The 26,730-nt window shown below is 66.1% G+C and carries 24 protein-coding genes; 3 read left to right on the top strand and 21 right to left on the bottom strand.

The window, feature by feature from the left end; genetic code table 11:
* Position 1 precedes the first annotated feature (1 nt).
* The 21 genes from P5F91_RS01615 to P5F91_RS01715 all read right to left on the bottom strand — a co-directional run bounded on the left by P5F91_RS01615 (position 2) and on the right by P5F91_RS01715 (position 23,204).
* Positions 2 to 1,081, bottom strand: a complete 1,080-nt coding sequence (locus tag P5F91_RS01615) for a DMT family transporter (protein WP_277906283.1) — start codon at positions 1,079 to 1,081, stop codon at positions 2 to 4.
* 20 nt (positions 1,082 to 1,101) lie between these two features.
* Entirely contained in the window at positions 1,102 to 2,253 is a 1,152-nt protein-coding gene (locus P5F91_RS01620; RefSeq protein ID WP_277906284.1) for a M20 aminoacylase family protein, read from the bottom strand.
* A gap of 36 nt (positions 2,254 to 2,289) precedes the next feature.
* Positions 2,290 to 2,781 carry an Lrp/AsnC family transcriptional regulator gene (locus P5F91_RS01625; protein WP_044559651.1) on the bottom strand — a complete coding sequence of 164 codons (492 nt, stop codon included), beginning with the start codon at positions 2,779 to 2,781 and terminating at the stop codon, positions 2,290 to 2,292.
* A gap of 121 nt (positions 2,782 to 2,902) precedes the next feature.
* Complete coding sequence (locus P5F91_RS01630; protein WP_277906285.1) at positions 2,903 to 4,315, bottom strand: aspartate aminotransferase family protein; 1,413 nt, start codon at positions 4,313 to 4,315, stop codon at positions 2,903 to 2,905.
* Positions 4,316 to 4,419: 104 nt separating this feature from the next.
* Positions 4,420 to 5,499: a tartrate dehydrogenase gene (locus P5F91_RS01635; RefSeq protein WP_277906286.1), complete on the bottom strand. Its 1,080-nt coding sequence runs from the start codon at positions 5,497 to 5,499 to the stop codon at positions 4,420 to 4,422.
* Positions 5,496 to 6,968 (bottom strand): NAD-dependent succinate-semialdehyde dehydrogenase, encoded by a 1,473-nt coding sequence (locus P5F91_RS01640; protein ID WP_422394449.1) that lies wholly within the window; start codon positions 6,966 to 6,968, stop codon positions 5,496 to 5,498. The genes P5F91_RS01635 and P5F91_RS01640 overlap by 4 nt, the downstream gene beginning before the upstream one ends.
* A 33-nt stretch (positions 6,969 to 7,001) precedes the next feature.
* Positions 7,002 to 7,859, bottom strand: coding sequence for a GNAT family N-acetyltransferase (locus tag P5F91_RS01645; RefSeq protein WP_277906288.1), 858 nt, complete (start codon positions 7,857 to 7,859; stop codon positions 7,002 to 7,004).
* 216 nt (positions 7,860 to 8,075) lie between these two features.
* Positions 8,076 to 9,914 carry an ABC transporter ATP-binding protein gene (locus tag P5F91_RS01650; protein ID WP_277906289.1) on the bottom strand — a complete coding sequence of 613 codons (1,839 nt, stop codon included), beginning with the start codon at positions 9,912 to 9,914 and terminating at the stop codon, positions 8,076 to 8,078.
* A gap of 1 nt (position 9,915) precedes the next feature.
* The gene (locus tag P5F91_RS01655; protein WP_277906290.1) at positions 9,916 to 10,809 is read right to left on the bottom strand and encodes an ABC transporter permease; all 894 of its coding nucleotides are present in this window, start codon (positions 10,807 to 10,809) and stop codon (positions 9,916 to 9,918) included.
* A complete protein-coding gene (locus tag P5F91_RS01660) occupies positions 10,806 to 11,792 on the bottom strand; it encodes an ABC transporter permease (RefSeq protein WP_277906291.1) in 987 nt (328 codons plus the stop codon). The genes P5F91_RS01655 and P5F91_RS01660 overlap by 4 nt, the downstream gene beginning before the upstream one ends.
* Positions 11,793 to 11,795: 3 nt before the next feature.
* Positions 11,796 to 13,352, bottom strand: a complete 1,557-nt coding sequence (locus tag P5F91_RS01665) for an ABC transporter substrate-binding protein (RefSeq protein ID WP_246134610.1) — start codon at positions 13,350 to 13,352, stop codon at positions 11,796 to 11,798.
* On the bottom strand, positions 13,349 to 14,647 hold the full coding sequence (locus tag P5F91_RS01670; RefSeq protein ID WP_277906292.1) for an NAD(P)/FAD-dependent oxidoreductase: 1,299 nt from the start codon (positions 14,645 to 14,647) through the stop codon (positions 13,349 to 13,351). The genes P5F91_RS01665 and P5F91_RS01670 overlap by 4 nt, the downstream gene beginning before the upstream one ends.
* Positions 14,648 to 14,988: 341 nt before the next feature.
* A complete protein-coding gene (locus P5F91_RS01675) occupies positions 14,989 to 15,915 on the bottom strand; it encodes a 2-hydroxyacid dehydrogenase (RefSeq protein ID WP_145613476.1) in 927 nt (308 codons plus the stop codon).
* On the bottom strand, positions 15,912 to 17,018 hold the full coding sequence (locus P5F91_RS01680) for a PepSY-associated TM helix domain-containing protein (RefSeq protein ID WP_277906294.1): 1,107 nt from the start codon (positions 17,016 to 17,018) through the stop codon (positions 15,912 to 15,914). Before P5F91_RS01680 ends, P5F91_RS01675 begins: the two co-directional genes overlap by 4 nt.
* A gap of 118 nt (positions 17,019 to 17,136) precedes the next feature.
* Entirely contained in the window at positions 17,137 to 19,293 is a 2,157-nt protein-coding gene (locus P5F91_RS01685; RefSeq protein WP_145613478.1) for a TonB-dependent siderophore receptor, read from the bottom strand.
* 259 nt (positions 19,294 to 19,552) lie between these two features.
* Entirely contained in the window at positions 19,553 to 20,137 is a 585-nt protein-coding gene (locus P5F91_RS01690; RefSeq protein ID WP_246134611.1) for a hypothetical protein, read from the bottom strand.
* Position 20,138: 1 nt separating this feature from the next.
* A complete protein-coding gene (locus tag P5F91_RS01695; protein WP_145613479.1) occupies positions 20,139 to 20,876 on the bottom strand; it encodes a HupE/UreJ family protein in 738 nt (245 codons plus the stop codon).
* A 10-nt stretch (positions 20,877 to 20,886) separates the two neighbouring features.
* Positions 20,887 to 21,270, bottom strand: coding sequence for a hypothetical protein (locus P5F91_RS01700; protein WP_145613480.1), 384 nt, complete (start codon positions 21,268 to 21,270; stop codon positions 20,887 to 20,889).
* Between the two features lie 29 nt (positions 21,271 to 21,299).
* Positions 21,300 to 22,034, bottom strand: coding sequence for a DUF4198 domain-containing protein (locus tag P5F91_RS01705; protein ID WP_145613481.1), 735 nt, complete (start codon positions 22,032 to 22,034; stop codon positions 21,300 to 21,302).
* Between the two features lie 222 nt (positions 22,035 to 22,256).
* A complete protein-coding gene (locus P5F91_RS01710; protein ID WP_145613482.1) occupies positions 22,257 to 22,811 on the bottom strand; it encodes a DUF2231 domain-containing protein in 555 nt (184 codons plus the stop codon).
* Between the two features lie 3 nt (positions 22,812 to 22,814).
* Positions 22,815 to 23,204: a copper-binding protein gene (locus tag P5F91_RS01715; RefSeq protein ID WP_145613483.1), complete on the bottom strand. Its 390-nt coding sequence runs from the start codon at positions 23,202 to 23,204 to the stop codon at positions 22,815 to 22,817.
* A gap of 675 nt (positions 23,205 to 23,879) precedes the next feature.
* Here P5F91_RS01715 and P5F91_RS01720 point away from each other — a divergent pair.
* The 3 genes from P5F91_RS01720 to P5F91_RS01730 are packed head-to-tail and all read left to right on the top strand — an operon-like array spanning position 23,880 to position 26,679.
* Positions 23,880 to 24,548, top strand: a complete 669-nt coding sequence (locus P5F91_RS01720; RefSeq protein ID WP_145613484.1) for a haloacid dehalogenase type II — start codon at positions 23,880 to 23,882, stop codon at positions 24,546 to 24,548.
* Positions 24,545 to 25,279: a cupin domain-containing protein gene (locus P5F91_RS01725; RefSeq protein WP_145613485.1), complete on the top strand. Its 735-nt coding sequence runs from the start codon at positions 24,545 to 24,547 to the stop codon at positions 25,277 to 25,279. Before P5F91_RS01720 ends, P5F91_RS01725 begins: the two co-directional genes overlap by 4 nt.
* A complete protein-coding gene (locus P5F91_RS01730; RefSeq protein WP_211107209.1) occupies positions 25,276 to 26,679 on the top strand; it encodes an acetyltransferase domain-containing protein in 1,404 nt (467 codons plus the stop codon). Before P5F91_RS01725 ends, P5F91_RS01730 begins: the two co-directional genes overlap by 4 nt.
* The last annotated feature ends 51 nt before the right edge of the window (positions 26,680 to 26,730 follow it).

Below are 26,730 nucleotides of genomic sequence, written 5' to 3' on the forward strand. Positions count from 1 at the left end.
CTCAGGTCTCCGAGTGCTCGTGCGTGTGCCGGTGGTGCAGGTCCGGATAGTGCGGATGCCGGTGCACCATGGGCGCATGGCGGTGGACGTGGGAATGGGGCTCGCTCACCGAGACGCCCGGCCCGTGATCATGCTGGTGATGTTCGTCGTGCACGTGGACGTGCTCATGTTCCATCTCCTCATGCGCGTGTTCATGGTCATGGTGCTCGACCAAGTGCAGGTAGAGCCCGATGCCCATCAGGACGGCCGCCGCCAGCAGGCGATAGGTCAGCGGTTCGCTGAACAGGATGATGGCCAGGATGGCGCCGATAAACGGGGCCATGGAGAAATAGGCGCCGGTCCGCGCCGTGCCCAGGTGGCGCAGGCCCAGGACGAACAGGACCAGGCTGAGGCCGTAGCCGAAGAAGCCGACCACGGCCGCTCCGCCGATGACTGCCAGGGACGGCAGGGTGGCGCCTTGCGACAGGGCCAAGGCCAGGTTGACCGATCCAGCCACCAGCCCCTTGGTCATGGCGATCTGCACCGGGTCTGCCGAACTGAGCTTGCGGGTCAGGTTGTTGTCCACCCCCCAGGCCAAGCAGGCCCCGGCAACGGCCAGGGCGCCCCAGCCCACGCCCTCCGGCCCGCCCTGCCAAGACAGCAGCAGCGCCCCTACCAGAATCGCCAGTGCGCCCAGCAGCAGGCGTCGGTCGACGTTCTCATGAAAGGCCAGCCAGGCGATGCCCATGGTGGCCAGGCCTTCCAGGTTCAGCAGCAGGGCGGCGCTGGAGGCGGGGGTACGGGTCAGGCCCACCATCAGCAGCACGGGGCCGATCACACCGCCGGCCAGCACGACGGCGCTCAGCCACGGCAGGTCGCTCCGGCGCAGGGGGGCCTCCGGCGCCTCGATGCCCAGGAAGCGCCGCGCCAGATGCACAATGCCCAGCCCCAGGCCGGACCCCAGATACAGCAGGTCCGCCAGCAGCCAGGGATCGGAGTGCCCCAGCAGAAGCTTGGCCAGCGGCGTGCTGGCGCCGAACAGCGCAGCCGAGGTCAGGGCGAGCGGAACGCCCGGCCAGGCGGCGGATCGATGAAGGGCCATGGCCCTTACTCCCAAGCGGGTTACGCGGACAGCAGGTGTTCAGCCAATGCCACGTGCAACCTAACCCCGGTCGCCATGATGTCGTCGTTAAAATCGTATTGCGGATGGTGCAGAGGGGCGGATCCGCTCTCCCGCCCCTGACCCAGCCAGAGATAGGCACCCTTGCACGCCTGCAGCATGAAGGCGAAGTCCTCGGAGGTGAAGGCCGGTTCAGGCGCCAGGATGGCTTGGGGACAGACGCTCGCGGCCACGGCCAATGCCTCCGCCGCGGCATCGGCATCGTTGATGGTGGCAGGATAATAGCGGTCATAGATGACCGTAACCCGCGTGCCGCTGGCGATGGCCACGCCCTCCGCCACTTGGCGCAGGGCCGCCTCGATCCGGTCCTGTACGGCTGGATCGAAGCTGCGCACCGTGCCGACGACCGTGACCGTGGCGGGCAGGACGTTATGCGCATGGCCGCCGTTGATCTGGGTGACCGACAGCACAGCATTGGTCATGGGCGGGATGCGGCGGGCGATGATGGTGTTCAGCTGGCCCACTAGGTCGCTGGCCGCCAAGATCGCATCGGGTGTCTGGTGGGGCAGGGCGGCGTGGCCACCGCGCCCTTCCAGGCGGATCTCGAACTTGTCGGCGGCGGCCATGATGGGCCCTGGCCGCGTGGCCGCGGTGCCGGCGGGAAGGTCCGGCCAGTTATGCAGGGCGAAGACGCGATCGCAGGGGAAACGCTGGAACAATCCGTCCTGCACCATGGCCCGCGCGCCGCCCTGGCCTTCCTCGGCCGGCTGGAAAATGAAGTGGACGGTACCGTCGAAGCGGCGGGTACGCGCCAGGTGGCGGGCGGCGCCCAGCAGCATGGAGACATGACCGTCGTGCCCGCAGCCATGGAAGGCGCCGGTATGGCGGCTTTGATAGGGCAGGCCAGTCTGCTCATGGATGGGCAAGGCGTCCATGTCGGCCCGCAGACCGACGCGGCGGTCTGACCCACCGGCCTTGAGCACGCCCACCACGCCGGTGCCGCCGATACCGGTGTGGACCTCCATGCCTAGGTCTTTCAGCGCCGCCGCGATGCGGGCGGCCGTGCGGTGCTCGGCGAAGCCCAGTTCGGGATGGGCATGCAGATCGCGCCGGAAGGCGATCAGCGGTTCAATGAGATCGTCGATTTCCGGCATGGCGTTTCTCCGGCGGCGGCTATCCCCCATGGCCGGCTATTCGCGCTCGAACAGGCCCTGGATGGGGTAGTGTTGTTTGATGAAGGGAGTCTTTATGACGATGTAGCTGAAGTATTTTTCAATGCCGAAATCACCCTCCAACATGCCTTCGATGATGGACTGGTAATGAGTGACGCCGGTGGTGATGAACTTCAGCAGGTAGTCGTAGCCGCCGCTGACCAGGTGGCATTCCACGATCTCGTCAATCTTGCGGATCTTGGATTCGAAGCGGGAGAAGTCGCCGCTGCGATGCTCCGACAACGTCACCTCGGTGAAAACCGTCATGAAGTCGCCCAGCTTCTGATAATTGATCTGGGCCCCGTAACCCGTGATGTACCCGGCCTTTTCCAGCCGCTTCACCCGCGCCAGACAGGGGCTGGGCGACAACCCCACGGCGTCGGCCAGCTCCACATTGGTGATGCGGCCGCTCTGCTGAAGCTGCACCAGGATGTTCAGGTCGATACGGTCTAGTTTGGGGCCGAGCGTCATGTTCCGATGGGATCTCCTGTCCCGGGCAATGGAAATTACTCAGCCCTGACGCCAACCGGGCGCGGCCGGGCCTACCATCAGCTTACACCGTTCGGGGGCCTAATTGCCCGCCAACTATTTATCATGAAAGCACCGCCCGGACGTCCGGCTGGTCAAGTATCCCGTCGAGTGTCCGCCGGATACGCGCAAAAATCAGATCCATTTCATCTTCCGTGCAGCACAAGGCCGGGGCCAGCCCCAGTATCCCGTCACCGAAAGCGCGGAAAATGACACCGTTGCGATAGCCTTCGGCGAACAGCCGGTCGGGAATTTTCAGTGCCGCGTCGAATCTCGTTTTGGATGTCTTGTCGGTGACCAATTCAATTGCGCCCAGAAGGCCTTGGCCACGTACGTCGCCAACCAGGGGATGATCGGCCAGACCGTCCAGCCCGGCCTTGAACCGCCCGGCCACATGCTGGCCATTGGCCAGGATGCCGCCCTCGGTGTAGAGGCGCAGGACTTCCAGCCCGATGGCGGCGCTGACCGGATGGCCGGAGTAGGTGTAGCCGTGGCCGATGGGCAGGTCGGGCGCCGCCCCGTCGGCGATGCCCTGGTACACGGCATCCGACATCAGGACCGCGCCCATGGGTGCGTAGCCGGCCGTCAGGCCCTTGGCCACGGTCATCAGGTCGGGGCTGACGTCCTCATGCTCGCAGGCGAACATCGGGCCGGTGCGACCGAAGCCGGTGATGACCTCATCCGCCACGAACAGGATGCCCAACTCGGCGCAGGTGTCGCGCATGGCTTTCAGCCAGCCCTTGGGCGGCACGATGACACCACCCGATCCTTGGATGGGTTCGCAGAAGAAGGCCGCCACGGTGTCCGCGCCCAACTCGGCCACCTTGGCGCGCAGGTCGGCCACGGACCGTGCGATCACCGCCGCCGGTTCCTCGCCCACCGGGCTGCGATAAGGATAGGGGGACGGTATATGATGCTGCCAGCGCAGCGGGACGTCGAAGTTGCGGTGGAAGTTGGCCAGCGCCGTCAGGCCGGAACTCATGGCGGAAGAGCCATGATAGCCTCGCTCCAGCGCGATGAACTGCTTCTTCTCCGGTTTGCCCAGGGCGTTGAAGTAGTGGATGACGTAGCGGATGGCGCTGTCCACCGCGTCCGACCCGCCCAGGGTGAAATAGACGTGGGTCAGCGATGGCGGCGCCAGTTCCACCAGGCGCTGGGCCAGACGCACCGCCGGCTCCGACCCGAAGTGGAAATAGCCGGTGGCGTAGGGTAGGCGGCGGATCTGCTCGGCCGCGACCTCGGCGATGCTCTCCTGCCCATAGCCGACATTGACGCACCACAGGCCGGCGAAGGCGTCCAGCAGTTCGCGGCCGTCCATGTCGGTCACGTACATCCCCCGGCCGCTTCGCAGAAGGGTGGCCCCACGTGCCTCATGGCCACGGAAGGAGGTGACGGGATGGATCAGATAGTCGCGATCGACATCCACGAGGGAACGGTTGCGCTTCAGCATCGGCCTCTGGCTCGTCAGGGGGTCCATGAGGGGAAGCCTAGCCGACGCCGGGTGGTGGGATGCGCCGTGTTGGCGGCCCAGGGGATGCGCCGCGACCCTTCTTGCGGGTCGCGGCAGCACAAAATGCCGCGTCAGCGCAACGCCTCGGCGATGGCCTTGCCGCACTCCTCGGTGCCGGCCTTGCCCTTCAGGTCGGCGGTGCGCAGGCCGGGTTCCTTCAGCACCGTTTCGATGGCGGCCATGATGGCCTTGGCGGCGTCGGTTTCCCCCAGATGCTCCAGCATCATGGCGGCCGACCATATCTGGCCCACGGGATTGGCTATGCCCTTGCCCGCGATGTCGGGGGCGGAGCCATGCACCGGCTCGAACAGCGAGGGGTGGACGCCGTCCGGATTGATGTTGCCCGACGGCGCCACGCCGATGGTGCCGGTGCAGGCGGGCCCGAGGTCCGACAGGATGTCGCCGAACAGGTTGGATGCCACCACCACGTCGAAACGGTCGGGGTTCAGCACGAACTGCGCCGTCAGGATGTCGATGTGGTACTTGTCCCAGCGCACGTCGGGATAGTGGGCCGCCATCGCCTCCACCCGCTGGTCCCAGAAGGGCATGGTGATGGCGATGCCGTTGGACTTGGTGGCGGAGGTCAGGTGCCGGTTGGGGCGGCGGTTGGCCAGGTCGAAGGCGTAGCGCAGCACGCGGTCGACGCCGAAGCGGGTCATGACCGTCTCCTGGATCACGACCTCGCGCTCCGTGCCGGCGAACATATGGCCGCCGACGGAGGAATACTCGCCCTCGGTGTTTTCCCGCACGATCCAGAAATCGATACTGCCAGGCTCACGGCCCGACAGGGGCGAGGGCACGCCGGGCAGCAGGCGGGCGGGACGCAGGTTGACGTACTGGTCGTATTCCCGGCGGAACTGCAGCAGCGATCCCCAAAGGGAGACATGGTCCGGCACCGTTTCCGGCCAGCCGACGGCGCCGAAGAAAAGGGCGTCGGGCGTGCCGATGCGCTCCTTCCAATCCTCCGGCATCATGCGGCCGTGCCGGGCGTAGTAATCGCAGGAGGCGAAGTCGTGCCAGCGCTGCTCCAGCGTGAAGCCGTACAGGCTGGCCGCCCGTTCCAGCACGCGGATGCCCTCCGGCACCACTTCCTTGCCGATGCCGTCACCGGGGATGACGGCGATGGCGTAGCTGCGCTCGGTCTTGGTCATGACAGGGTTCCCAGCTTGAGGCCGCCGATGTGGAAGGCCTTGTGCTCAAGGTACTCTTCAATGCCCGCCTGGCCACCCTCGCGACCCAGGCCGGACTGCTTGACGCCGCCGAAGGGCGACATCTCCATGGCGATGGATCCGGTGTTCAGCGCCACCATGCCGGCCTCCAGCCGTTCGGACACGCGGAAGGCCCGGTGCAGGTCATTGGTATAGAAATAGCTGGCCAGGCCATAGGGCGTGGCGTTGGCCAGGGCGACCGCCTCATCCTCGCCGTGGAACCGGAACAACGGCGCTACGGGCCCGAAGGTTTCCTCGTGCGCCAGGCGCATGTCCGGTGTGGCGCCCGTCAGCACCACCGGGGCCGCGAACCGGCTGATGTCGCCGTCGTTGTCGGCCTGGGCGGTGACGCGGGCGCCGTGGGCCAGGGCGTCCTCGACATGGTCGCGCACTTTGCGCACGGCGGCGGCGTTGATCAGGGGGCCGATGGTGGTGCCGGCGGCCATGCCGGGCCCCACGCGCAGGGCCGTGACCGCCCGGCCCAGTCGTTCGGCAAAGGCGTCATGGATGCCGGCCTGCACCAGGATGCGGTTGGGGCATACGCAGGTCTGGCCGGCATTGCGGAACTTGGCGGCCATGGCGCCGGCCACGGCCTGGTCCAGGTCGGCGTCGTCGAAGACGATAAGGGGCGCGTTGCCGCCCAGCTCCAGGCTCAGGCGCTTCACCGTGTCGGCACATTGCCGCATCAGCAGGGCGCCGACACGGGTGGACCCGGTGAAGGATAGCTTGCGTACCAGCGGGTTCGCCGTCAGCTCCCGACCGATGGCGTCGGGCATGCCGGTGACGACGTTCAGCACGCCGGCCGGAACGCCCGCCCGTTCGGCGAGCACGGCCAGCGCCAGGGCGGTGAAGGGCGTCAGGTCGGACGGCTTGATCACCACGGTGCAGCCGGCCGCCAGGGCCGGCGCGCATTTGCGGGTGATCATGGCAGCGGGGAAGTTCCAGGGGGTGATGACGGCGCAGACGCCAACCGCCTCCTTGCGCACCAGGATGCGGCGGTCAGCTTCCGGCGCCGGCACTTCATAGCCCTGCACCCGCCGGCCTTCCTCCGCGAACCACCTCACGAAGGAGGCGGCGTAGCGCACCTCACCGGCCGCTTCGGCCAGGGGCTTGCCCTGCTCCGCCGTCATGATGCGGGCCAAGTCGTCGACATGTTCCAGGATCAGCGCGTGCCAACGCGCCAGAATATCGCAGCGCTGTCCGGCGGTGCGGGCGCGCCAGGGTCCGTGCGCCGCCGCCGCCGCGTCGATGGCGGCGCGGGTGTCGTCCTCATTGCAATCGGGCGCCGTGCCCAGGGGCCGGCCGGTCGCGGGATCGGTGACGGTGATGGTTCGGTCGGTGGACGACGGGCGCCAGGCGCCGCCAATGAAGGCCAGGCCCGGCAGCAGCGCCGGGTCCTTCAGGTCAAGCATGGTCATGGGAAGCCCTCTTGGGGTGGGGCGCTGTCAGCCGAGCGCCTGGCTGGCCAGCGCGAAGGTGTGCACGTCCACGTCCGGCGGGGCCAGGGGCCCGCGCGCCATGCGGGTCACCCGGCCGACACAGGGCAGGCCCAGGTCGTCCAGCCAGGTGGCCAGGTCGTCGTCGCCCGGGATGTCGACGCGGGAGAACATGCCGGCGTTGGATCCCAGCCAGTGGGAGATCAGGGTCTTGGCCCCCTCCGCATCCGGGGCCACCACCGGGCCGATGACGTAGCCGCGGCCGAAGCGGCGGAACAGGGCGAAGCCGATCGCCCGGCTGTCCCGGTCCAGCACCACCCCGTGGGCGGCCTTGCGCAGCTCCGCGAACAGGCTGGCGCGGTCCATGCCGCAGGCCCGGCGATCCAGGGTGACGATGGCGTCATGGTCGCTGCTACTCAGCGGCCGCACCCGCTCATTCGGGCGCAGGCTGGGGATCGGGACGGAAAACGCCGCCCCCTGGTGCTGCCGGATCTCACCAAAGGCGGTGAAGCCCAGGCGGGTGTAGAGGGGCAGGCCCTCGGTCGTGGCGTTCAGCACGATGGTGCGATCGCCCAGCCGCGCCATCATCGCGTCCATCAATTGGCGGCCGATACCCGCACCTTGCTTTTCCCCGGCGACGATGACCATGCCCAGCGTGGCGACCTCGGGGCCGTAGGGCCAGCCCATGATGGTGCCGACGATGGCCCCGTTCTCCTCCACCACGATGCCCGTGCCGGCCCGCAGCATGAAATCCCAATCCTCAATTCGATGCGGCCATTGCAGCTTGCGGGAAAGCGCATGCGCTTGGGGCAGGTCATCCGCCGTCATGTCCCGCAGTTTCACCAGGAGATCGGTACGTCTTTCCATCGGCCATCTTCTCGTTGGCTTCCCCGGGGAATCCCGGTGCGTTCTTGGCGGTCGATGTCGGCATGATATGCCGAAGGATGCGGTCGACCCTGTCAATCGTGCACAGACTATAAGGGCGGCGGCGGAGCATTCGATGCCGCCTTGCGCGTCAAATCAGAAGATTATGGCGCGCGCGGTTCGATCCGATCCCGCCAAATGCCGGCATTGGCACCCCTGTCACGGGCTGACGGCCGATTGGCGGTCGCGTTGGAGATGCTGCAACGCCTGCCCGTCATGGTGGCACAGCAGTTCGTTGCCACCACCCAGAACGATACGGGGCGGGGGCAGGCGGTCGCACAAGCCCTCAACCCGGGCGGCGCATCGCGGCAGAAAGCGGCACAGATTCGCACTCTGGGCGGTGGCCAGGGGCGGCGGAGTCGCCGCCATTTCCTTCTCCTCCAGCCAGCCCCGGCGCATTTCCGGAACCGACCCGATCAGCAAATCGGTGTAGGGGTGGACGGGAGCGTCGCCGAAGCCGTTGCGCGGCCCCATCTCCACCTTCTGGCCGGCGTACAGCACCGCGATGTCGTCGCAGATGGCGCGGACAGTGGAGATGTCGTGGCTGATGAACAGGTAGGACAGGTCCAGTTCACGCCGCAGCTCGGCCAGCAAATCCAGGATGGCGGCGCCGACCACTGTGTCCAGCGCCGACGTCACCTCGTCGCACAGGATAAGGTGGGGATCGGCCGCCAGGGCCCTGGCCAGGTTCACACGCTGCTTTTGGCCGCCGGACAGCTCGCCACAGTGCCGGTCGGCAAGACCTGCGGGCAGTTGGGTCAGGTCCAGCAGTTCGGCCACACGGCGGTTCCGCGCCCGGCCGTCCATGCCATGATAGAAGGCCAGGGGCCGGCCCAGGATGCGGGACACGGTATGGGCGGGGTTCAGCGCGGTATCCGCGTTCTGAAAGACCAGTTGGATGCGCTGGAACTGTTCGCGGGTTCGGCCCGACAATGTGGGGGCCAGGGGGTGTCCCTGGAACAGCACTTGGCCGCTGGCGGGCGCCACCAGGCCGGCGATGACCCGGGCCAGCGTGGACTTTCCGGAACCGGATTCGCCAATGACACCCAGCGTCGTGCCCTTGGTGATGGATAGGGTGACGTCGCGCAGGACCGGGAGCTTGGGCACGCCCCCTTCCACCCGGCCATAGCCCGCCGTCAGGCCGCGTACCTCCAGAAGCGGGGGCGCCTGCTGGGGGGCGGGGCGGTGGGGCCTAGCTTGCGTCGAGGGACGTGCCGCCGCCATGAGGGTGCGGGTATAGATGTCGGCTGGTTTCTCCAGCACCTGGCTGGCGTCACCGGCCTCGCGCACCCGACCCCGTTGCAGCACCACGATGCGGTCCGCGACCTGCGCCACGACTGCCAGATCGTGCGAAACGTACAGCGCCGTGGCGCCCTGTTGGCGCACCACCCGCTTGAAGGCGCGCAGCACGTCGATCTGGGTGGTGACGTCCAGGGCGGTGGTCGGTTCGTCCAGGATCACCAGCTCCGGATCCGTCATCAGGGCCATTGCGGCCATCAGCCGCTGCAGTTGCCCGCCCGACAGCTGGTGGACATAGCGCCCGCCGATGGCTTCCGGCTCGGGCAGGGCCAGGGCGCGGAACAGGCCCACGGCCTTGGCCTCGGCCGCCGGCCGGGATATCAGGCCGCGCCCCACCGCCGCCTCCACCACCTGGTCCATGATGGTGCGCGACGGGTTGAAGGCGGAAGCGGCGCTTTGCGCCACATAGGCGATCCGGTTGCCGCGCACGGTGCGCAACTGCGACGCGTCCAGGGTCAAGATTTCCGTGTCGCCCACCCGCACGCCTCCGCCCGCGAGGCGGCAGCCCCCCCTGGCATAGCCCATCAAGGCCAGGGCGATGCTGGTCTTGCCCGACCCGGATTCCCCAATCAGCGCCAGCACCTGCCCCTTGGGGATGGTGAAGTCCACATCGTTGACGATGGGCGTTTCCTGGCCGCCAGCGGCTGGCGCGGTAATCCGCAGGCCTGAAACTTGGACATGATCCTGCGCGGCGCCCATCTCAACGCCCCCCAGTGATGCGCCGGCCGCGCTCCGGCAGGGCGTCGATCAGCAAGTTGACGCCGATGGTCAGCGTGGCGATGGCCATGGCCGGCGCCAGGATGGCCAGAGCGCCGTCGCCCAGGCCGGAGATATTCTCCCGGACCAGTGAGCCCAAGTCGGCGTTGGGCGGCTGCACGCCCAGGCCCAGGAAGCTCAAGCCTGAGAGCAGCAGTACAATGAAAACGAAGCGCAGGCCGAAATCCGCCAGTACGGGATGGATCATGTTGGGCATGATTTCCGCGGTGGCGATGTACAGCCGGCCCTCGCCTCGGGCGTAAGCCACCTGCACGTAGTCCATCTGATTTAGATTGATGGCCAAGGCCCGGGCGATACGGAAGGCCCCCGGGGTGTAGGTCGCCGCCGCGATCAGCAGCAGCAAGGTCAGGGACGACCCGAAGGCGGCGACCAGCACCAGGGCGAACACCTTGCTGGGAATGGATATCAGGGTGTCCATGAAACGGCTGATCACCTCATCGACCCAACGGGGGCAGACGGTGGCGGTCAACGCCAAGCCGGCGCCGGTCGCGCTGGCCAGCAAGGCGGAGGCCAGGGCCAGGCCGACCGTGTATTGGGCCCCGGAAAGCAGGCGGCTCAGCACGTCGCGGCCCAGATAGTCACTGCCCAGCCAGTGCTGGGCGCTCATGCTGTCGAAAACCTCCGGCGAGACGAAGGCGCCCACGTCATAGGGGGCCAGCAGGGGCCCGGCGGCGCCCAGGACCAGCCACAGGACGACCAGCGCCAAGCCCACCCGCCCCGATGTGGGCAGACCGGACAACCAGTGCCGAACCCGGCTCGCGGCTGTGGACGCCGGTTTCAACATGCTTTCCTCGCGCAAGGGGACGGTGGGGGTCATTGGCCGCGCAGCCTCGGGTTGGCCAGAATGGCGCAGACGTCGGCCGCCAGCATCAGCAACAGGTAGGCCACGCAGAAGATCATGGCGCATGCCTGCAGCAGGGGCATGTCACGGCTGGTGACGGCATTGACCATCAGGCTGGCGATGCCGGGATAATTGAAGATCGTCTCGACGATGACGGCACCACCCAGCAGGTAGGATAGGCTGAGCGCCATGGCGTTGACGATGGGGGCCACGGCGTTGGGCAGCACATGGACCAGCACGACGCGCGAGGGGGACAACCCCTTCAACAGCGCCATCTCCACATAAGGACGGCTCAACTGGTCGATGACGGCCGCGCGGGTCATGCGCGCCATCTGCGCCACGGTCACGCAGGCCAGGGTCATCACCGGCATGGCATATCCGCGCAGCATCTCCGCCCAGCCAATTCCCTCGCGCACCACGGTGATGGACGGCAGCCACCGCAGTGTGACGGAAAAGACCAGGACGGCGATGGTCGCCACCAGGAATTCCGGCACCGCCACCATGCCCAGGGTCATCAGGTTCAAGGCCCGGTCCAGTCCCGTGTCGCGGTAAAGGGCCGACAGGATGCCAATGGCCAGGGCCAGCGGAATGGCGACGGCGGCGGTGAGGCCGGCCAGCGTCAGTGAATTGGGCAGGCGTCCGGCGATGACCTGGCCGACCGGCATGTTCGCCACCAGCGACTGGCCGGGATCGCCCTTGATCATGCCGCCCAGCCAGCGCACATAGCGCAGGTGTGCCGGCTGGTCCAGACCCATCTGGTGGCGCAGGGCGGCCACGGCCTCCGGCGTGGCGCTTTGTCCCAGCGTCTCTTCCGCGGCGTCGCCGGGCAGCAGCGCGCTTATGGTGAAGACCACCAGGGACACCAACAGCAAGGTCAGCAGCGCCGATCCTAGCCTGCGCAGGATCAGGCGACCGGCCGCGGCGATGCCGCTGCGATTTCTTAGGGAGCCATGGGCCACGGGTCAGCCCTCCCACCAGACATGTTCTGCGAAGGAATAGCCCATAAGACCGCCGATGGGGATGGAGCCCAGCCCCTTCAAGCGCTGGTCATATCCATCCAGCGAACTGATGAAGACCGGAATGCCGACGCCGCAATGGTCATGCACCAGTACCTGCATGTCGCCGTACATCTGGCGCCGGCGCGCCTCGTCCCGTTCGCCACGCGCCGCTAGCAGCAATTGGTCGAACTGCTCATTCCGCCAGCCGGATTCGTTCCACGGCGCGTCCGACTTGTAGAACAGGCTGAACAGCATGTCTGCCGTGGGCCGCGGGTTGGTATTGCCGAAGCCCAGCGGGTGCTTCATCCAGTGGGTAGACCAGTAGCCGTCGGCCGGCACCCGGTTAACCGCCAGGTGCAGCCCCGCTTGGGCTGCGAATTCCTGCAGCATCGAGGCCATGTCCACCGATCCATCGGCGGCCGGCGAGGCGTAGACAGGCAGCCGCGCCCCCGCCAGGCCCGCCTTGCGCAGATGGAAGCCGGCGCGATCCGGGTCGTAGGGCCGCTGTGGCAGATCGGCTAGGTAATAGGGACTGCCGGGCGGGATTGGCTGGTCGTTGGCGATGGTGGCGTAGTTGCGGTACAGCGTGCGGCGGACGAGTTCGCGGTTGAACAGGAACTTCATGGCCAGCACGAAATCCGGATCCCGTGTGGGCAGGGCGTCCTGCCGCATGATCAGATTGGTGTACAGGCCGGATTTGGTTTCCAGCACGCGGTGGCCGAGCGACGCCTCGATACGGCGGGCGGAGCGGGGGTTCACCGCGTTGACCAGGTGGACATCGCCTGACAGTAGGGCGTTGACGCGCGACACCTCATCCGGAATGCCGAGCAGCTCGATCCCGTCCAAATAAGGTCTGCCCTCGACCCAGTAGTTTTCGTTGCGCGCGGCGATGGTCGCGATGCCGGGTTGGAAGGAGGTGCAGCGATAGGGCCCGGTGCCGATGGCCTGGCGAAAGTCGGCGGTGCCGTCCTGCACGATCAGGAAGTGCGAGTCCGCCAGGATGGCCGGCAGGTCGGCGTTGGGGCCGGTCAGTTCGATCGTCACCTCGTTGGAGCCGGAGACGGTGACGCGCCTGAACTGGTCCGCGATGGTCCTGACCTTCGATGCTGTGGCCGGGTCCTGGTGCCGCATCAGGGAATAGACCACGTCCTGCGGTGACAGCGGCTTGCCATCATGAAAAGTCACGCCCGTGCGCAGGACGGCCCGCCATAGGATCCGGTCGTCGCTTTCCAGCGTCTCAGCCAGGGCGGGTTCCGCTGACAGGTCCGCGCGGTATCGCGTCAGGCCGCTGTAGAACATGTAGTGGCGGGCGTAGTCGGTTGACAGGGCGCCCTTGGCCGGATCTAGCGTATCGGCCGTGGAGCTGGACATGCCGGCCACGCGGATGCGGCCACCTCGCTGGGGCAGCGCCGGGTCCTGACCGGCCCCGAACGCCGGTCCGCCCGCCGTCAGACCCGCTGCCAGCATCCCGCCCATGAGGTGCCGCCGCGTGATCAGGGATGTGGTCGCACGGGCCGTCAATGCAGGATGTCCTGGACGCGGTAATAGGCGCCCACCAGCGGAAGGAACCAGGGCTTGCCGAGGTGCCCCGGGATGCTGGGCCAATCCAGGTCCGCCCAGGGGTTGGCCTGGGGCCGGCCCATCATCACCTCGGCCATGCGCTCCCCCATGTAGGTCGCCATCTGCACGCCATGGCCGCTGTAGCCCATCGAGTAATACAGGCCGTCATGCTGGCCGGCGCGGGGCAGGCGGTCGGCGGTCAGGTCGACCATGCCGCCCCAGCAATAGTCGATGCGCGTTCCCGCCAGTTCGGGGAAGGTCTGGCCCAGCGTCGCCTCCAGGATGCGCCCGCTCTTGAGGTCGGACAGGGGATTGGAAACGGCGAACCGCGCCCGCCCGCCGAAGACCAGGCGGTTGTCGGTGGTGGTCCGGAAGTAGTTGCCGATATTCTTGCTGGTGACGTAGTTGCGCCGCCTGGGGAACAGCCGGTCCAGCAGCGCCGGGTCCAACGGCTGGGTGACGATGATGAAGCTGCCGACGGAAACGATGCGGCGGCGGAACCATTGCAGTGGGCGCAGGGCGCCCCCGGTGCCGCCGCCGCCCGTGGCGATCAGAACCTGGTCGGCGACGATCTCGCCCCGGGGCGTCACCACCCGCCAGTCGCCGCCGGGGCGGCGTAGGATGTCGACCGCCGGGGTGTGTTCATGAATGCGGGCGCCCGCCCGGGCGGCAGCGTGGGCCATTCCCACCCCGAACTTGCCGACGTGCAGCTGGGCGCTGGTCGTCTGGATCAGGCCACCGTGGAAGGCGGCGGAGCCGATCTCGTCCCCGATGCGGCCGGGCGCTACCAACTCCACATCGGTGTCGATTTCCGCCCGCAACACGTCGTATGCCCTGGCCAGCTTCTCGAAATGCTCGGGCTTGGCCGCCAGCTTGAGACGGCCGGGACGGCGGAAATCACAGTCGATATCATTCTCGCGCGCCAGCCGTTCCACCGTGTCCACGGCCGCGACATGGGCGCGGTAGTAGGCGCCGGCGCGATCCCGGCCCAGCTTGGCGGACAGGGCGGCGTAATCGTGCGCCAGGCCATTGTTGCAATGGCCCCCATTGCGTCCCGACGCCGCCCCGATGGCACGGTCCGCCTCCAGCGCGGTGACGGACACACCCTGTTGGCTGAGCGCCAGGGCGGCGGAGAGGCCGGTGAAGCCGGCGCCGATGATGGCGACGTCCGTGCGGTTGTCCAGGCCGCCGTCCGCGCCGCCGGTGAAGGGGGGCGCGGTGTCCAGCCAGTAGGAGCAGGTCTTGGGTCCGGTCATGGAAGTCAGGGCCCGATGAGTGCGGCCACCAAGGCGCCGTGGCGGTTGACGGTGACTTTTGGGGGCCGGAACGCGATCATGCGACGTCTTTCCTTTTGGGATGCCATGATTTGGCTGTTCGGCTCCGGCGTGGGCCCAGTCGAAGGGAAGGGTTCGGCCTTGCCGGCCGGCACCGCTTTCCACATTCCATGCGCACCCTGTCCGGTGACCATTCTTGTGAACCCATTAGGCCACAGGCCGATAAGAACATGTCCTTAAACTGCCCCGGGCCGGCGCAGGATTCCGCCTTTTGCCCATTGCATTCAGCATAGTTTGCTGCGGCGCGGGAAAGGCGGGCGGCGTCAATATCCGAGATCGCGCCGGATCAGGCCCTGCATAGGAATGCCGGCTTGATGACGCCGGATATTGTCCAGTAGGGCCTGACCGCCGGTGTCGGCTGTGGTCATGCTGGCGACGTGTGGTGTCAGGAGAATCTTGGGATGGCGCCAGAATGGATGAGTGGCGGGCGGTGGTTCGCTGTTCAGCACATCCAGCACGGCACCGGCCAGCCGACCGCCATCCAAGGCATCCAGCAAGTCGCTCTCGATCAGGTGTCCGCCCCGGCCAGCGTTGATCAGCCCTGCACCTTCGGGCAGCTGGTCGAAGGTCTCGCGGCATAATATGCCACGCGTCTCCGGCGTCAGCGGCAGCAGGCAGATCAGGATATCGCATTGCGCCAGGAAGTCCGGCAACTGCTCGCGTCCGGCGTAGCAGTCCACGCCGGCAATGGTATGCGGGGTTCGGCTCCATCCCAGTAAAGGGAAGCCGAAGGCGCTCAGTCGGGCTAGTACCGCCTGCCCCAGCACACCCAGACCCATGACGCCCACCCGCCGCTTGGCTGGCGGCACAAGACGGGCAGGTTGCCATCGGCCCTGGCGCTGGTCGCTGATGTAGTCGATCACCCGGCGGTGCAGGGCCAAGGTCGCGAATACCGCATATTCGACCATGCCTTCGGTCAGGCCAGCCTCAACCATGCGCACCACGGCAACGGACTGCGGCACCTGTGACAGGTCAAGCTGGTCAACGCCGGCACCGATGGAGAATAGAACCTCCAGGTTGGGCAAGGCCGCAAAGATGTCGGCGGCTGGCGCCCAGGCCGCGAGGTAGCGTATGGCTGCCGGATCCCCCATCTCCGGCCAAAGGTGAAAGCCGATGTCGGGGGCGTGGTCCGCAAACAGGGCCTGCCAAGCGCGGCCACGGTCAGACTCGGACTTGTAGAGGACGCTCATGACCGCACCTTCTGGATTGCGGTGACAGGGGATGGCGCTCCGGCCATGCGGCGCCGACGGTTGCGGGCCTTCGCCAACGCCAGGTGCAGCCACAGGGCCGGACCCGTGATCGCCAGCATCGCCAGCGAGAGGCCGGCGAACAAGGCAAACCCGAATCCGGCGGCGCCCGCGATTCCTCCGGTATGGATGGGCAGGGCGACCACCCAGGCGTCGGTATTCCGGTCAGCGGGCACGGACAGGGTCTCGTGCCCGGACATCAGATCGATGGTCACTTGGTGCACCGCCACGGGGCCGTACTCCGGCGCTCGGAAGTACACATCCAAAAGGTCGGCGCCCCGCGAACGCAGATCGCGAACGGGGTGGCCGGGGAAGCGCGCACGGGCCAGCGCCAGCGCCCCATCCCAATCGCTCATTGTCGCTAGGGTCGCCGTAGGCGATGGGGATGGAGCGGCCAGCACCATGGGTACCGCCAGGGTCAAGCCCGTCAGCGCGCTGATGGCGATGACGACGGCCGCGACCGCGCCCAGGATGCGATGGCCTTGCCGCAGAATCATGCGTGCCGGTTGGCTCCAGTGGATGGTCAGGCTTTGGCGCCAGCGTCCGGGGCGGGGCCACCAGTGTGCGAGGCCCACCAGCGTCACCATCAACGTGGCGAGACCAACCAGGATGATGACGGCCGTGCCCGGCCTGCCCGTCAGCATCTGGTCGTGCAGCCGGAGTAACGCGATGGCTGGAAAACGCCAGACGGATCCATCCCGCAGAATTCCGGCCGACTTCGGGTCAAGCGCGACATAGCGGGCGCAGCTATCGGGGTCGGTCAAATGGGCCAGGTAGGGGGCATCCGCCTGGCTGGGGAAGTCCAGCCGGCGCAACGTGGCGTTGGGATGCGCGGTGGCGAGAACCGCCTGCAGGCGTCTCAGCCGCACGGTGTCGGCGGCGGCACCATCCGTGGTTTGAGGGAGCGGCTCTTTCGTGTCCAAGCGAGGGCTCAGGGTATCCTGGAACAGCAGCAGGAGACCTGACGCCGCCTGGATCAGGATGAAAACCGCGGCGATCAGGCCGCAGTATTTATGCAGTTGATAAAGGGCGCGCTTGGAAATCACGAGGTCCTCCCGGCCCAAGGCGGCCACCCGGGGGCGCTGGCGGGCCGGGAGGGTCGCGGAATGGCGGCAGGGGCCGCCCTGTCGAGCCCTATCCCCGGAGGGATAGGGCGCCCTCGGGTCAGAACTTGTAGCGGACCCGTGCCTTGAACGTGCGTGGCGCGCCAGGCTGTACCCATAGCGCCGCGTAGCTGTTCGCGTACCACGTTTTATCGAACAGATTGTTGATTTCGCCGCTGAGCTCGATGTCGTCAGTCAAATGGACGGATCCCATCAACCGCACCAGCGTGTAGGCGGGCAGGGTGAAGGTCGTGCCGGTCTCCCCCAGCCGCTTGTCGACGTAGTTGACCCCGATGCCGACGTTGGCGGGCTTTTCCATCACGGAGAAGTCTTTGAACAGGATCAGGTTGCCGCTCAGTTCGGGAATGTTGATCAGTGGATCGCCCGTGGCCACGACCTTGCCGAAGTCGGGGTCGAGAACCGATGACGTCGAATAGGCGTCGACATAGGCGAAGCTGCCCAGCAACCGAAAATCATAGGGCAGCTTGGCACTGACGTCGAACTCGACACCCTTGCTTTCCGCGGTGCCGATGGCGATCACGTAGCCCGAGTGCACGGGATCGGCCGTGATGATGTTGTCCTTGCTCATCTTGAACAGGGCGATGGAACTGGTAATCCCCTGGTCCGGTGACACGTATTTTGCGCCGACCTCGTAAGATTCCGTTCTCTCGGGCGCGAAGGGCGTTCCGTAATAATCTTGCCCGGTATTCGCACGGAACCCTTGCCCGTAGCTGAAATAAACCGAGATTGACTTGGTGGGCTCATAGACGATGCCGACCTGCGGGCTGAAGGAATCCGGATTCTGACGTGTCGTCACATTCGTCGCCCGGGTCAGGATCGACTGCGAAAAGTCATCGTAACGCGCGCCCAGACGCAGCTTGATGCTGTCGGTGACATCGATCTGATCCTGCACGTAGGCGCCGGTGGTCTTGTCGCGCTCGTACTGATTAAAGACTAGGCTGGTGGTGGCGGGCAGCAAGCTCGCCGGCGTGTAGATGGGATTGTAGATGTCGATGGCGTTCTGCTGGGCGAATGTCGGATGTGTCGACAGGGCGGGCGGCCGCGACCGCGTCTGGAAGTTGTTGAATTTGAAGTCGTCGTAGTCGGCGCCCACCAGCACGTGGTGCGTGATGCCGAAGGTGTCGAACTGCCCGTTGATTTCGCCACGCAGGACCAGATCCTTGGTGTCGTAGCTGGTGTAGCGGCGCTGCCGGGAGAGCGTGCGGCCATCGGTGAAGAACGGCTGGCGGGATGTGACCAGTTCCGGCGTCTCACCGTAGCCGGTAAGGTCGGTGGTGCGATAGCCCGCCCCCAGCAAGACTCCCCACTTGTCGTTGAAGTCATGCTGCAACTGCAGTTGGTGGCCATAATCGTTGGTCTTGGTCGGCCCATCGGCTGGCTCGCCCAGGAAACGGGAAATGGGGATGACGCCGAGTTTGCCGTTGACCGCCACGACACCGCGGTCGAACGGGATCTCCTGATGCGTGTACGCGAACTGATAGGATACGCTGGTATTGTCGTTGAGGAACCACAGGATCGAGGGCGATACGGTTTCCTTCCTGGCGTGAACCGTGTCGCGGAAGCTGTCCTCGTCCTCGAAGGCGCCGTTCATACGGACGGCCAACCGCCTGCTGAGCGGGGTGGTATAGTCCGCCTCCCCTCGGAAATGACTATAGCTTCCACCTTCGAGCATGACGCTGCCCTCCGGCGTGAACTGCGGCTGCTTCGTGATGATGTTGACGGTGCCGCCTGGCTCGCCACGGCCGAACAGGGCGGATGTCGGGCCTTTCAAGACATCGATCCGTTCCACGCCGGAGACATCCCGGGGGCCGCCGAATCCCCGACCATAGTTGAAACCGTTGACGAGGAATCCGCTGGGAACATTGATATCGCCGGCGAAGCCTCGAACGGCGAAACCGTCCCACAGGCCGCCATAGCTGTTTTGCCGGGCCACGCCGCTGACCAAATCCAGGGCGTCGGCGAGGCGGGTGATGCCAACTTCCTGCAGCGTGGCGCCGCTTAACGTCTGAACATTTTGCGGTACGTCCTTGGCCGGCACGGTACCGACATATTGCTGCTTTTGCGCTGTGACCGTGATTTCCTCAAGGGTGTCGCCGGTGGCCGGGGCCTGGTCTTCCGCAGCGTGGGCCACGGGCTGGAGCATCAGGTAAGCCGCGGTCGCGGCACAAAAGAATCGAATACCGGAATGGCCCTTCATTTTCTCGCCCCCTGTTCTGATTTTAATGTGAAGGCTCCCTAGGGATTTTTTTGTAAAATCTCCCGCTTCGCGACGAATGTGCGCCGCGGCGTAAGATGTCAGAAGAGTGGACCCAACTTTCGCCCGTTTTATTAGGAATGATGGTGCCTGATCTTTCGGGAATCTTTGTTCGAAGACCAGGTTGTTTTCAGGGGGAAATATTGCGGCATCTTGCGAAACAGATGAATCTGCCGGCTCCTGATGGCAGACGTCATCACACCTATTCGGCGTGGGGCCTGAACAAATCCCCGTAAAATCCGACGGTCTTCACGGTCACTGTGACAGGAACATCGCTGCGGTTATGCCAATACCAGCCGTGCGTGCCCTCGAAAGGGGCGGTCAGGTCGCCCTGTGCGGCCGAAAGCTCCTTTTCCTTCCAGTAGCTGGTGAACTCGTCACCGGCATTCACCCGTTCGCCATGCATGTCCACCTTCACGGGCGCGCTCGCTTCCCAGCGGAAGATGAAATGATCGCCCTCCCGCATGTGGGCCTTGATCTCGGCGCCGGTGTGGGGCGCCAGGGTCAGGGTCATTTCATCGCTGCGCAGGGCCGTCGTCTTTTCGATCATGGCCCGGTTGGGAATGGGGATGCCGGTCGGTGCCTGGGACGGGGCCGTCACCCCCCTTTCGGTCTGGCTCATTCGGGTCAGGCCGATGGTGGAACCGATCCCGGTCAGGTCGATGCCGCGTTCGGCCGGCAGCACGAACAGGGTCAGGATCAGGGCCGCGGCCACGCCCGCCCCCGCTGTCGCCTTGGTCAGGGTGCCGCGGGCGACCACGTATTGGTCCATGGAAGGGCTCGCCATGTCAGGCTCCTTGCTGGAAATAGCCCGCCAGCTGATAGCCGGTCAGCACGAAGCCGGCGGCCATAAGGGCGGCGTTGGCCAGGACGACGCTGTGCCGGAAGTTCTCGGTCTGGCGCCATAGGCTCATCAGGATGAGGATGACGCTCAGCGCCAGGAACTGACCGATCTCCACACCCACGTTGAAGCTGACCAGGTTGGGGATCAGCCCCTCATGGGACAGCGCCAGTTCCTGCAGTTTGGTCGCCAGGCCGAAGCCATGGAAAAAGCCGAAGACCAGGACGGCGGCGCGGGGATTGGGCGTGAAGCCCAGCACGGTCTTGAAGGCTCCCAGGTTGTCCAGGGCCTTGTAGACCACTGACAGGCCGATGATGGCATCCACCAGGTAGGCATTGGCCCGCACGTCGGTCAGCACGCCCAGCAACAGCGTCGTGCTGTGGCCGATGGCGAACAGGGTGACGTAGCGGCCCACGTCCTTCAGCCGGTACAGCAGAAAGATGACGCCGACCAGGAACAGCAGATGATCATAGCCGGTGACCATGTGCTTGGCGCCCAGATAGATGTAGGGGACGATGTTGACGCCGTCGGCGCCGGTGATGAAGGCTTTGTCGGCGTCCGAAACGCCGTGGGCCCGGGCGGCCGTGGCGGTAAGGGCCGTGACAAGGGCGGCCAGCACAGCCAGCCGGCTCAACGCCTTGGCCGTGCGTGGGGTCGATGTGGAAAGCGGGCCTGCTGCCTGCATCGAGGCCCCCTTAGTTGATGGTGAAGGTGGTGCCCAGGCTGGTTTTCGTCGCGGTGTCGACGACCTGGACGGCGACCTGGGACTTGGCCGGGATGGTGGCGCCAGGCGCGTCGAAGCGGTTGCCGTCGGCGGGCTTCAGCGCCACCACCTGCGTCTTGCCGCCGGTTGTGATGCTGATCTGCCCCGTCATGGCGGTGGCCGCCACCGGTTCGTCATCATCGGTGACGTACAGAGCCACGGCGCCGGCCTTGTTCACCAGTTCGAACACTGTTTCGCCAGCCATCAGCACCACGCCGCCGTGCTGCGGCTTGGTGTTGCCATGCGCCAGGGCGGGCTGGGTGGCGGCCAGCGCCAGGGCGACCAGGGCTGGGCTCAGGAACTTTGGGAGGGTCATGGCGGGGCCTTTCAAAGAGGGGGCCGGGTTCATTCCGGCGCGTGCTGCAGCAGGAAGGACAGCGTGGCCCCAAGCTCGATTTCGTCGTATTTCTTCGGATCGTCCGTGGGGGCCTTATAGACCGCCTCGATCACGTTCAGGCCCTGGTTGCGCACCGGCAGGGTGACGGTGCCGTCGGCGGCCGTCTTCATCGGGGTGGCGTCGGGGTCGTTAACCAAGTCGTTGATGACCGACACGCCGGCGATTGGCTTGCCCTTGTACAGGACCCTGTAGGTCATGGGCGTGCCCAGCTTTTCCGGTATGGGGCCGACCGGGACGATCTGCAGTACCTGTCCCGGCAGGGCGGGAATGGGCTTCTCCAGCGGGCCGCGAACGCCCACCGTGTATTTGATGGTCTTTTCCGAATAGAAGGCGTTCGGCATTTCCTCCCGCGTCTTCTTCTCGAACTCCTCGCCCTTCATCCGCGACCAGATGCCGTTCTGCAGGACGGCGGCCACCAGGGTCGGGCGCTGCTCGGTGTCCAGGACCACCAGGGGGCCAGCCACGCGCAGCTTGGCCTCGATTGGCTGGTAATTGGCGTCATAGGCGGCAATGCCTTCGAAGCCCGGCAGACGCTTCACGGAATCCAGGTCGTCGGCGCCAACACCGTAGATCAAGGCTAACTGGCGGGCATGTTCGGCATACCAGATGGCGTGGGCGCCGGCGGGGCCGGACAAGAGGGCGCTGGTGAGCGCGGCGAGGGCGACGGGCTTGAAACGACGCATTATCGATCCCCTGTTTATGTTTTGACCCAGCACGCCTTTTGATGGCGGTCCCGTTCTTTTTAAGAAGGCTAACACCCCGGATTGGCGGGATGGCACCGATTGCGGGGGGCTTGGCGGCAGAAAACCATCCCGGGCCGGCGGGCGGACGGCCGATTGTGCTTTGGGTTTAACGGATGCGCCGGCGGATGGCCGCAGTTGCCGTCCGCCGGCGCGCCCCGCTTGTCAGTGGCGGTGGTCGGCTTCCGGATCACCGTTCGGCGATGCCGGGTCGTCATGATCGTGGTGATGATGGTGGGCATGCCCCTGATGATCGTCGAGGGCGGCGGGGTCGGGCAGGCGCTGTACGCCGATGCCATGGCGGTAGACGTTCTCCGCCCCATACCACCCGGTGATTGCCACCAGTCCCATGCCGCCAGCCACGCACAGCAGCAGCAGGGGATGGGCGCCTACGGCCCGCTTGCGGTCCAGCCAAGCGCCCAGCGACGCGACGGCCAGCACGGCCGCGGTGCGGTAGGCCCAGGTCAGGTGGATATGCACGTTCTCATGGCCGGCCAGGTCCATGGTGGACGTGGTCATGGCCCGCTGTCCCGTCAGGACGGCTGCCAGCGCCGCCACCGTACCCAGGCACAGCGACCAGCGCGCGGCGGTGGTCAGGGCTGGTGCCCATCCGGTCCTGTGCCGGACGGATGCCGCGATGAAAAACAGGAAGGTCAGAAGGGGCAGCGCCACGGCGAAATGAACCACCGCAGGGTGCCAGTTGGGCAGGATTTCCGGCATGGCTCAACCCTCGTGGTCATCGGGGCCGTGGCCCGTGGGCATGGCGGCGTCGTCCGGCATGACATGATCGATCCAGTAGGCGCCGGCCGAGGATCTCCCCAAGGTGAACATGACCTGGGCGCCGGGCCGCAATCCGACCAAGTCGATCCCCGGGGCTACCGGGAAGTCCATGGTCATGCCGGGCCAGTTCAGAGCGGTGATCGGGCCATGTGTCAGAGTAACGGTGCGGCGGGTGGCATCCACGGTGTTCACCGTGCCGGTGCCGACCGGCGTCTTGTCGGGCGTCTTGCCGGAATGGTCGTGGTCCATTTGAGGCGGGGCCGCCGCCAGGGCGGGCGCGTGCGTGATCATCAGCGCCGCCACGACGGCGCGCGCGAAGGTCTTCGGGATCATTTGATTCTCCCAGGGAATCTGGACTGGGCCGCCGATTGCGGAACGGCCGGGGTGGGGCGTGGCCTTACAGCCGGATCACGCCCCTGGGAGGTTCAAGTGGGGGAAGGGAGGTGATGCCGGTCCCGTCCGTATGCGCCGGCGATCCTGGCGCTCGCGCCTGGTCCGCCAGCCAGTCCGGTGCAGCCTGGGGGCTGAGTGCCGCCCCGTGGCAGGCCATGGCGCAGCACGGGGAGATCCCATGGCAGCAACAGCCGTCCTGGCATCCAAGGTCCTGCACGTCGGCCACCAGGACGGTGGGCGCCACGACGGCGACAGGGGCCGCCGCGACCTCGATGACAGTTTGTCGTCCCACGCCATGGGCCTGCGCCCGGCCAGCCCATCCGAGGACGCAGGCGGCGATGCATAGCAGGACGAAGAGTTGTGGGAGCGAACGGAGGCGCATGCCGGCACCATAACGGTCCGGTGCCGGGTGTGCAAAGGCGCATCGCAGGGCGCCGGCACCCATCCGTCACAACGGTATATCGTGCTGCGCCGATGCCCGCTGACGCGGAAGCCTGCCAATCGGAGCGATAACAAAGGCGCCATCATGTCGCGCGTTGGCGCTAGGCTTTTATGAATCGCGCCGGCCGGTATGCCGACCGCAAATCCAAAAACCTTAAGCGACAGGGGGCCTCCATGACTGTCTTGCGGCCGAAGTTCATCACGTTCGACTGCTATGGCACGCTGATCAACTTCGAGATGGCGCCGGTGGCGCGGACGGTTTACGCCGACCGCCTGGCGGGGGAGGCGCTGGAAGAGTTCTGCCGCGACTTCTCCGCCTACAGGCTGGACGCCGTCCTCGGCGCCTGGCGGCCGTACCGCGATGTGGTGGTCGAGGCCCTGCAGCGTGCGTGCAAGAAGGCGGGGGTCCCATATCGTGACGCCGACGGCGCGGCGCTGTATGCCGCCATTCCGACGTGGAACCCCCATTCCGACGTCGTTGAGCCGCTGAAGCGCGTCGCGGCCGAGTTTCCGCTCGTCATTCTGTCCAATTCGATGGTCGATCTCATCCCCCACAGCGTCGAGAGGCTGCAGGCGCCATTCCACACGGTCTGCACGGCGGAGGAGGCCCAGGCCTACAAGCCGCGGATGCGCGCCTTCGAGTTCATGTTTGACACTCTGGGCTGCGGGCCGGCGGACGTGCTCCACTGCTCCTCCAGCTTCCGCTACGACTTGATGACCGCCTATGACATGGGCATCACCATGAAGGCCTTCGTCAACCGGGGGCACGAGCCGCTGAACAGCTACTACCAGGTCCACGACATCCCCAACATCGGCGGCCTGCCTGCACTGGTGGGACTATGACCGCGAAGGCGCTGAAGGGCCTGGTGGGGGCCCCGGTGGGGGCCCCGGTGGGGGCCGTTGTCGATCTGCGGGCCTATGCGGCCGGCACGACCCCTGCGGACGACTGGATCGGCGGTCGCGCCGTGCCGGCCTTTACCGACGCCGCGGCCACCGTCGCGGCCCTGGCGCCGCGCGGGGAAGGGGGCGTCGATGGCCTGCTGGCAGACGAATTCGTCCTCGTTCTGAACGGTGGGCTTGAAATCGACAGCGATGGCGGCCGTCTCTCGCTGCGGGCGGGCATGAGCGCCGTGCTGCCAGTAGGGACAAGCTTCACCTGGCGGGCCGCCGAGGGAACGCTGCTGGTCATCGCCAGCTGCCCGGCGGCCCAGCCCGGGACGGCGGAGACGCCGGTGACGATCGACCAGGCCGCACCTCTCTCGCCCTCCAACCCGCCGCTGGCCGAATTACTGGTCGGCCCCACACCGTCCTGCCGGAACCATTCCGATTACTGGTCGGCCAGTCGTGAATTCGTTTGCGGGACCTGGGATTCCACGCCCTATCACCGCAGGCAGATGCCCTATCGCCATATCGAGCTCATGCATCTGCTGGAGGGCAGCGTCACTTTCGCTGACGCGGGCGGCAGCGTCACCTTCTCCGCCGGCGATGTTTGCCTGGTCATCCGGGGCGATGGCTGCGCGTGGATCAGCGAGACGCATGTCAAAAAGGTCTACGCGACGCAGCGTCCCGCGTGACCATCGCGGCGGCCACGCGCCCGGACCGCCGGCGCCCCAACCACTGGCGCGTCGCCACGGTATCTTATATCGCCTTGCGTCCATGTCGCCGCATGACGGTGGCGCGGTTCGGCGACATACGGGAGAAGTTGCCGGCGGAGGCTGGCTTAATAAACGGCAACAAAGTCATCGCCGACAAGCACGGGGAACGGGACATGGGCCAAATCGCGTCGGTTGGATCTGGATCATTTGTGGTGAGTGAAGCGTCCGCGAAGCGCACGACGATGGCGCGGCCGCGACTTCAGAATATCGACGCGCTGCGCGGGCTGGTCATGGTCTTCATGCTGCTCGACCATGTTCGCGAGACGTGGTTCCTGTATGTGCCCGTCGCCGATCCGGTCGATGCCCGGACGGCTGCGCCGGCGGTGTTTCTCGCCCGTCTGCTGGTCAGCCTGTGTGCGCCCATCTTCGTCGCCCTCACCGGTCTCGGCGTCTATCTGTATGCCAGCAATCACACCAGGGGCGAAACGACGGCTTATTTGGTGAAACGCGGCCTTCTGCTGATGGCGATCGAGGTGCTGATCCTGTCGCCCATTTATTGGGGCATATCGCCGCCGATGCTCTGGCTGCAAGTCATCTGGTGCATCGGTGTGTGCATGATCGTGCTGGCGGCCTTGATCCGGCTGCCACGCCCCGCGTTGATCACCCTAGGCCTGGTCATCGTCTGCGGTCACAATCTTCTCGATCCCATCCACCTCACCCCCGATAATCCGCTGTTCATCCTTTGGGCCGAGCTGCATCAGCGCGATTTCATCGCGCTGCCGTTCGGCCTCGTCGCGAAAACGAGCTATCCCATTCTTCCGTGGATTGGTGTGATATCGCTGGGCTATGGCATCGGTCCGTGGTTCGAGGCAGACATTTCCCCGGAAACGCGCCAGCGCCGTCTTCTGACGCTTGGTTTCGGGATGATTGCCGCCTTCGTCGTGTTGCGCGCGCTCAACATCTATGGCGACAAGCCGTGGTTCGTCGTCGACGGTGATCCGCTGCGCACGATGATGAGCTTTCTGGCGCTCACCAAGTATCCGCCGTCTCTTCTCTTCCTGCTGCCGACCTTGGGCGTCGGCGCGGTTCTGCTCGCCTTGCTGGACCGCGTACGGGACTCCGGCTTCGTCGGTGTGCTGTCGGTGTTCGGTGGGGCGCCGATGTTCTTTTACATCGTCCATCTCTGCACGCTTCGTATTCTGTATCATATCGCCTTCGCGATCTGGGGTTCGAACCACGGCACCGTGTTCGGGGTTGGCAGCTACGGCTGGGTGGTCGTCTGGTATCTCGGTTTGATAATTCCCTTCTACGTGCCGACCGCGTGGTTCTCCCGCCTCAAGAGGCGCCGTCGCGACATCGCCTGGCTGAAATACTTTTAAGGCGGGGGGCTTTAACCAGCGCGCGCGTGGCGGCCCCTTCCTGATCCGGCA

Source organism: Nitrospirillum amazonense (genome assembly GCF_029594735.1).
Lineage (GTDB): Bacteria > Pseudomonadota > Alphaproteobacteria > Azospirillales > Azospirillaceae > Nitrospirillum > Nitrospirillum amazonense.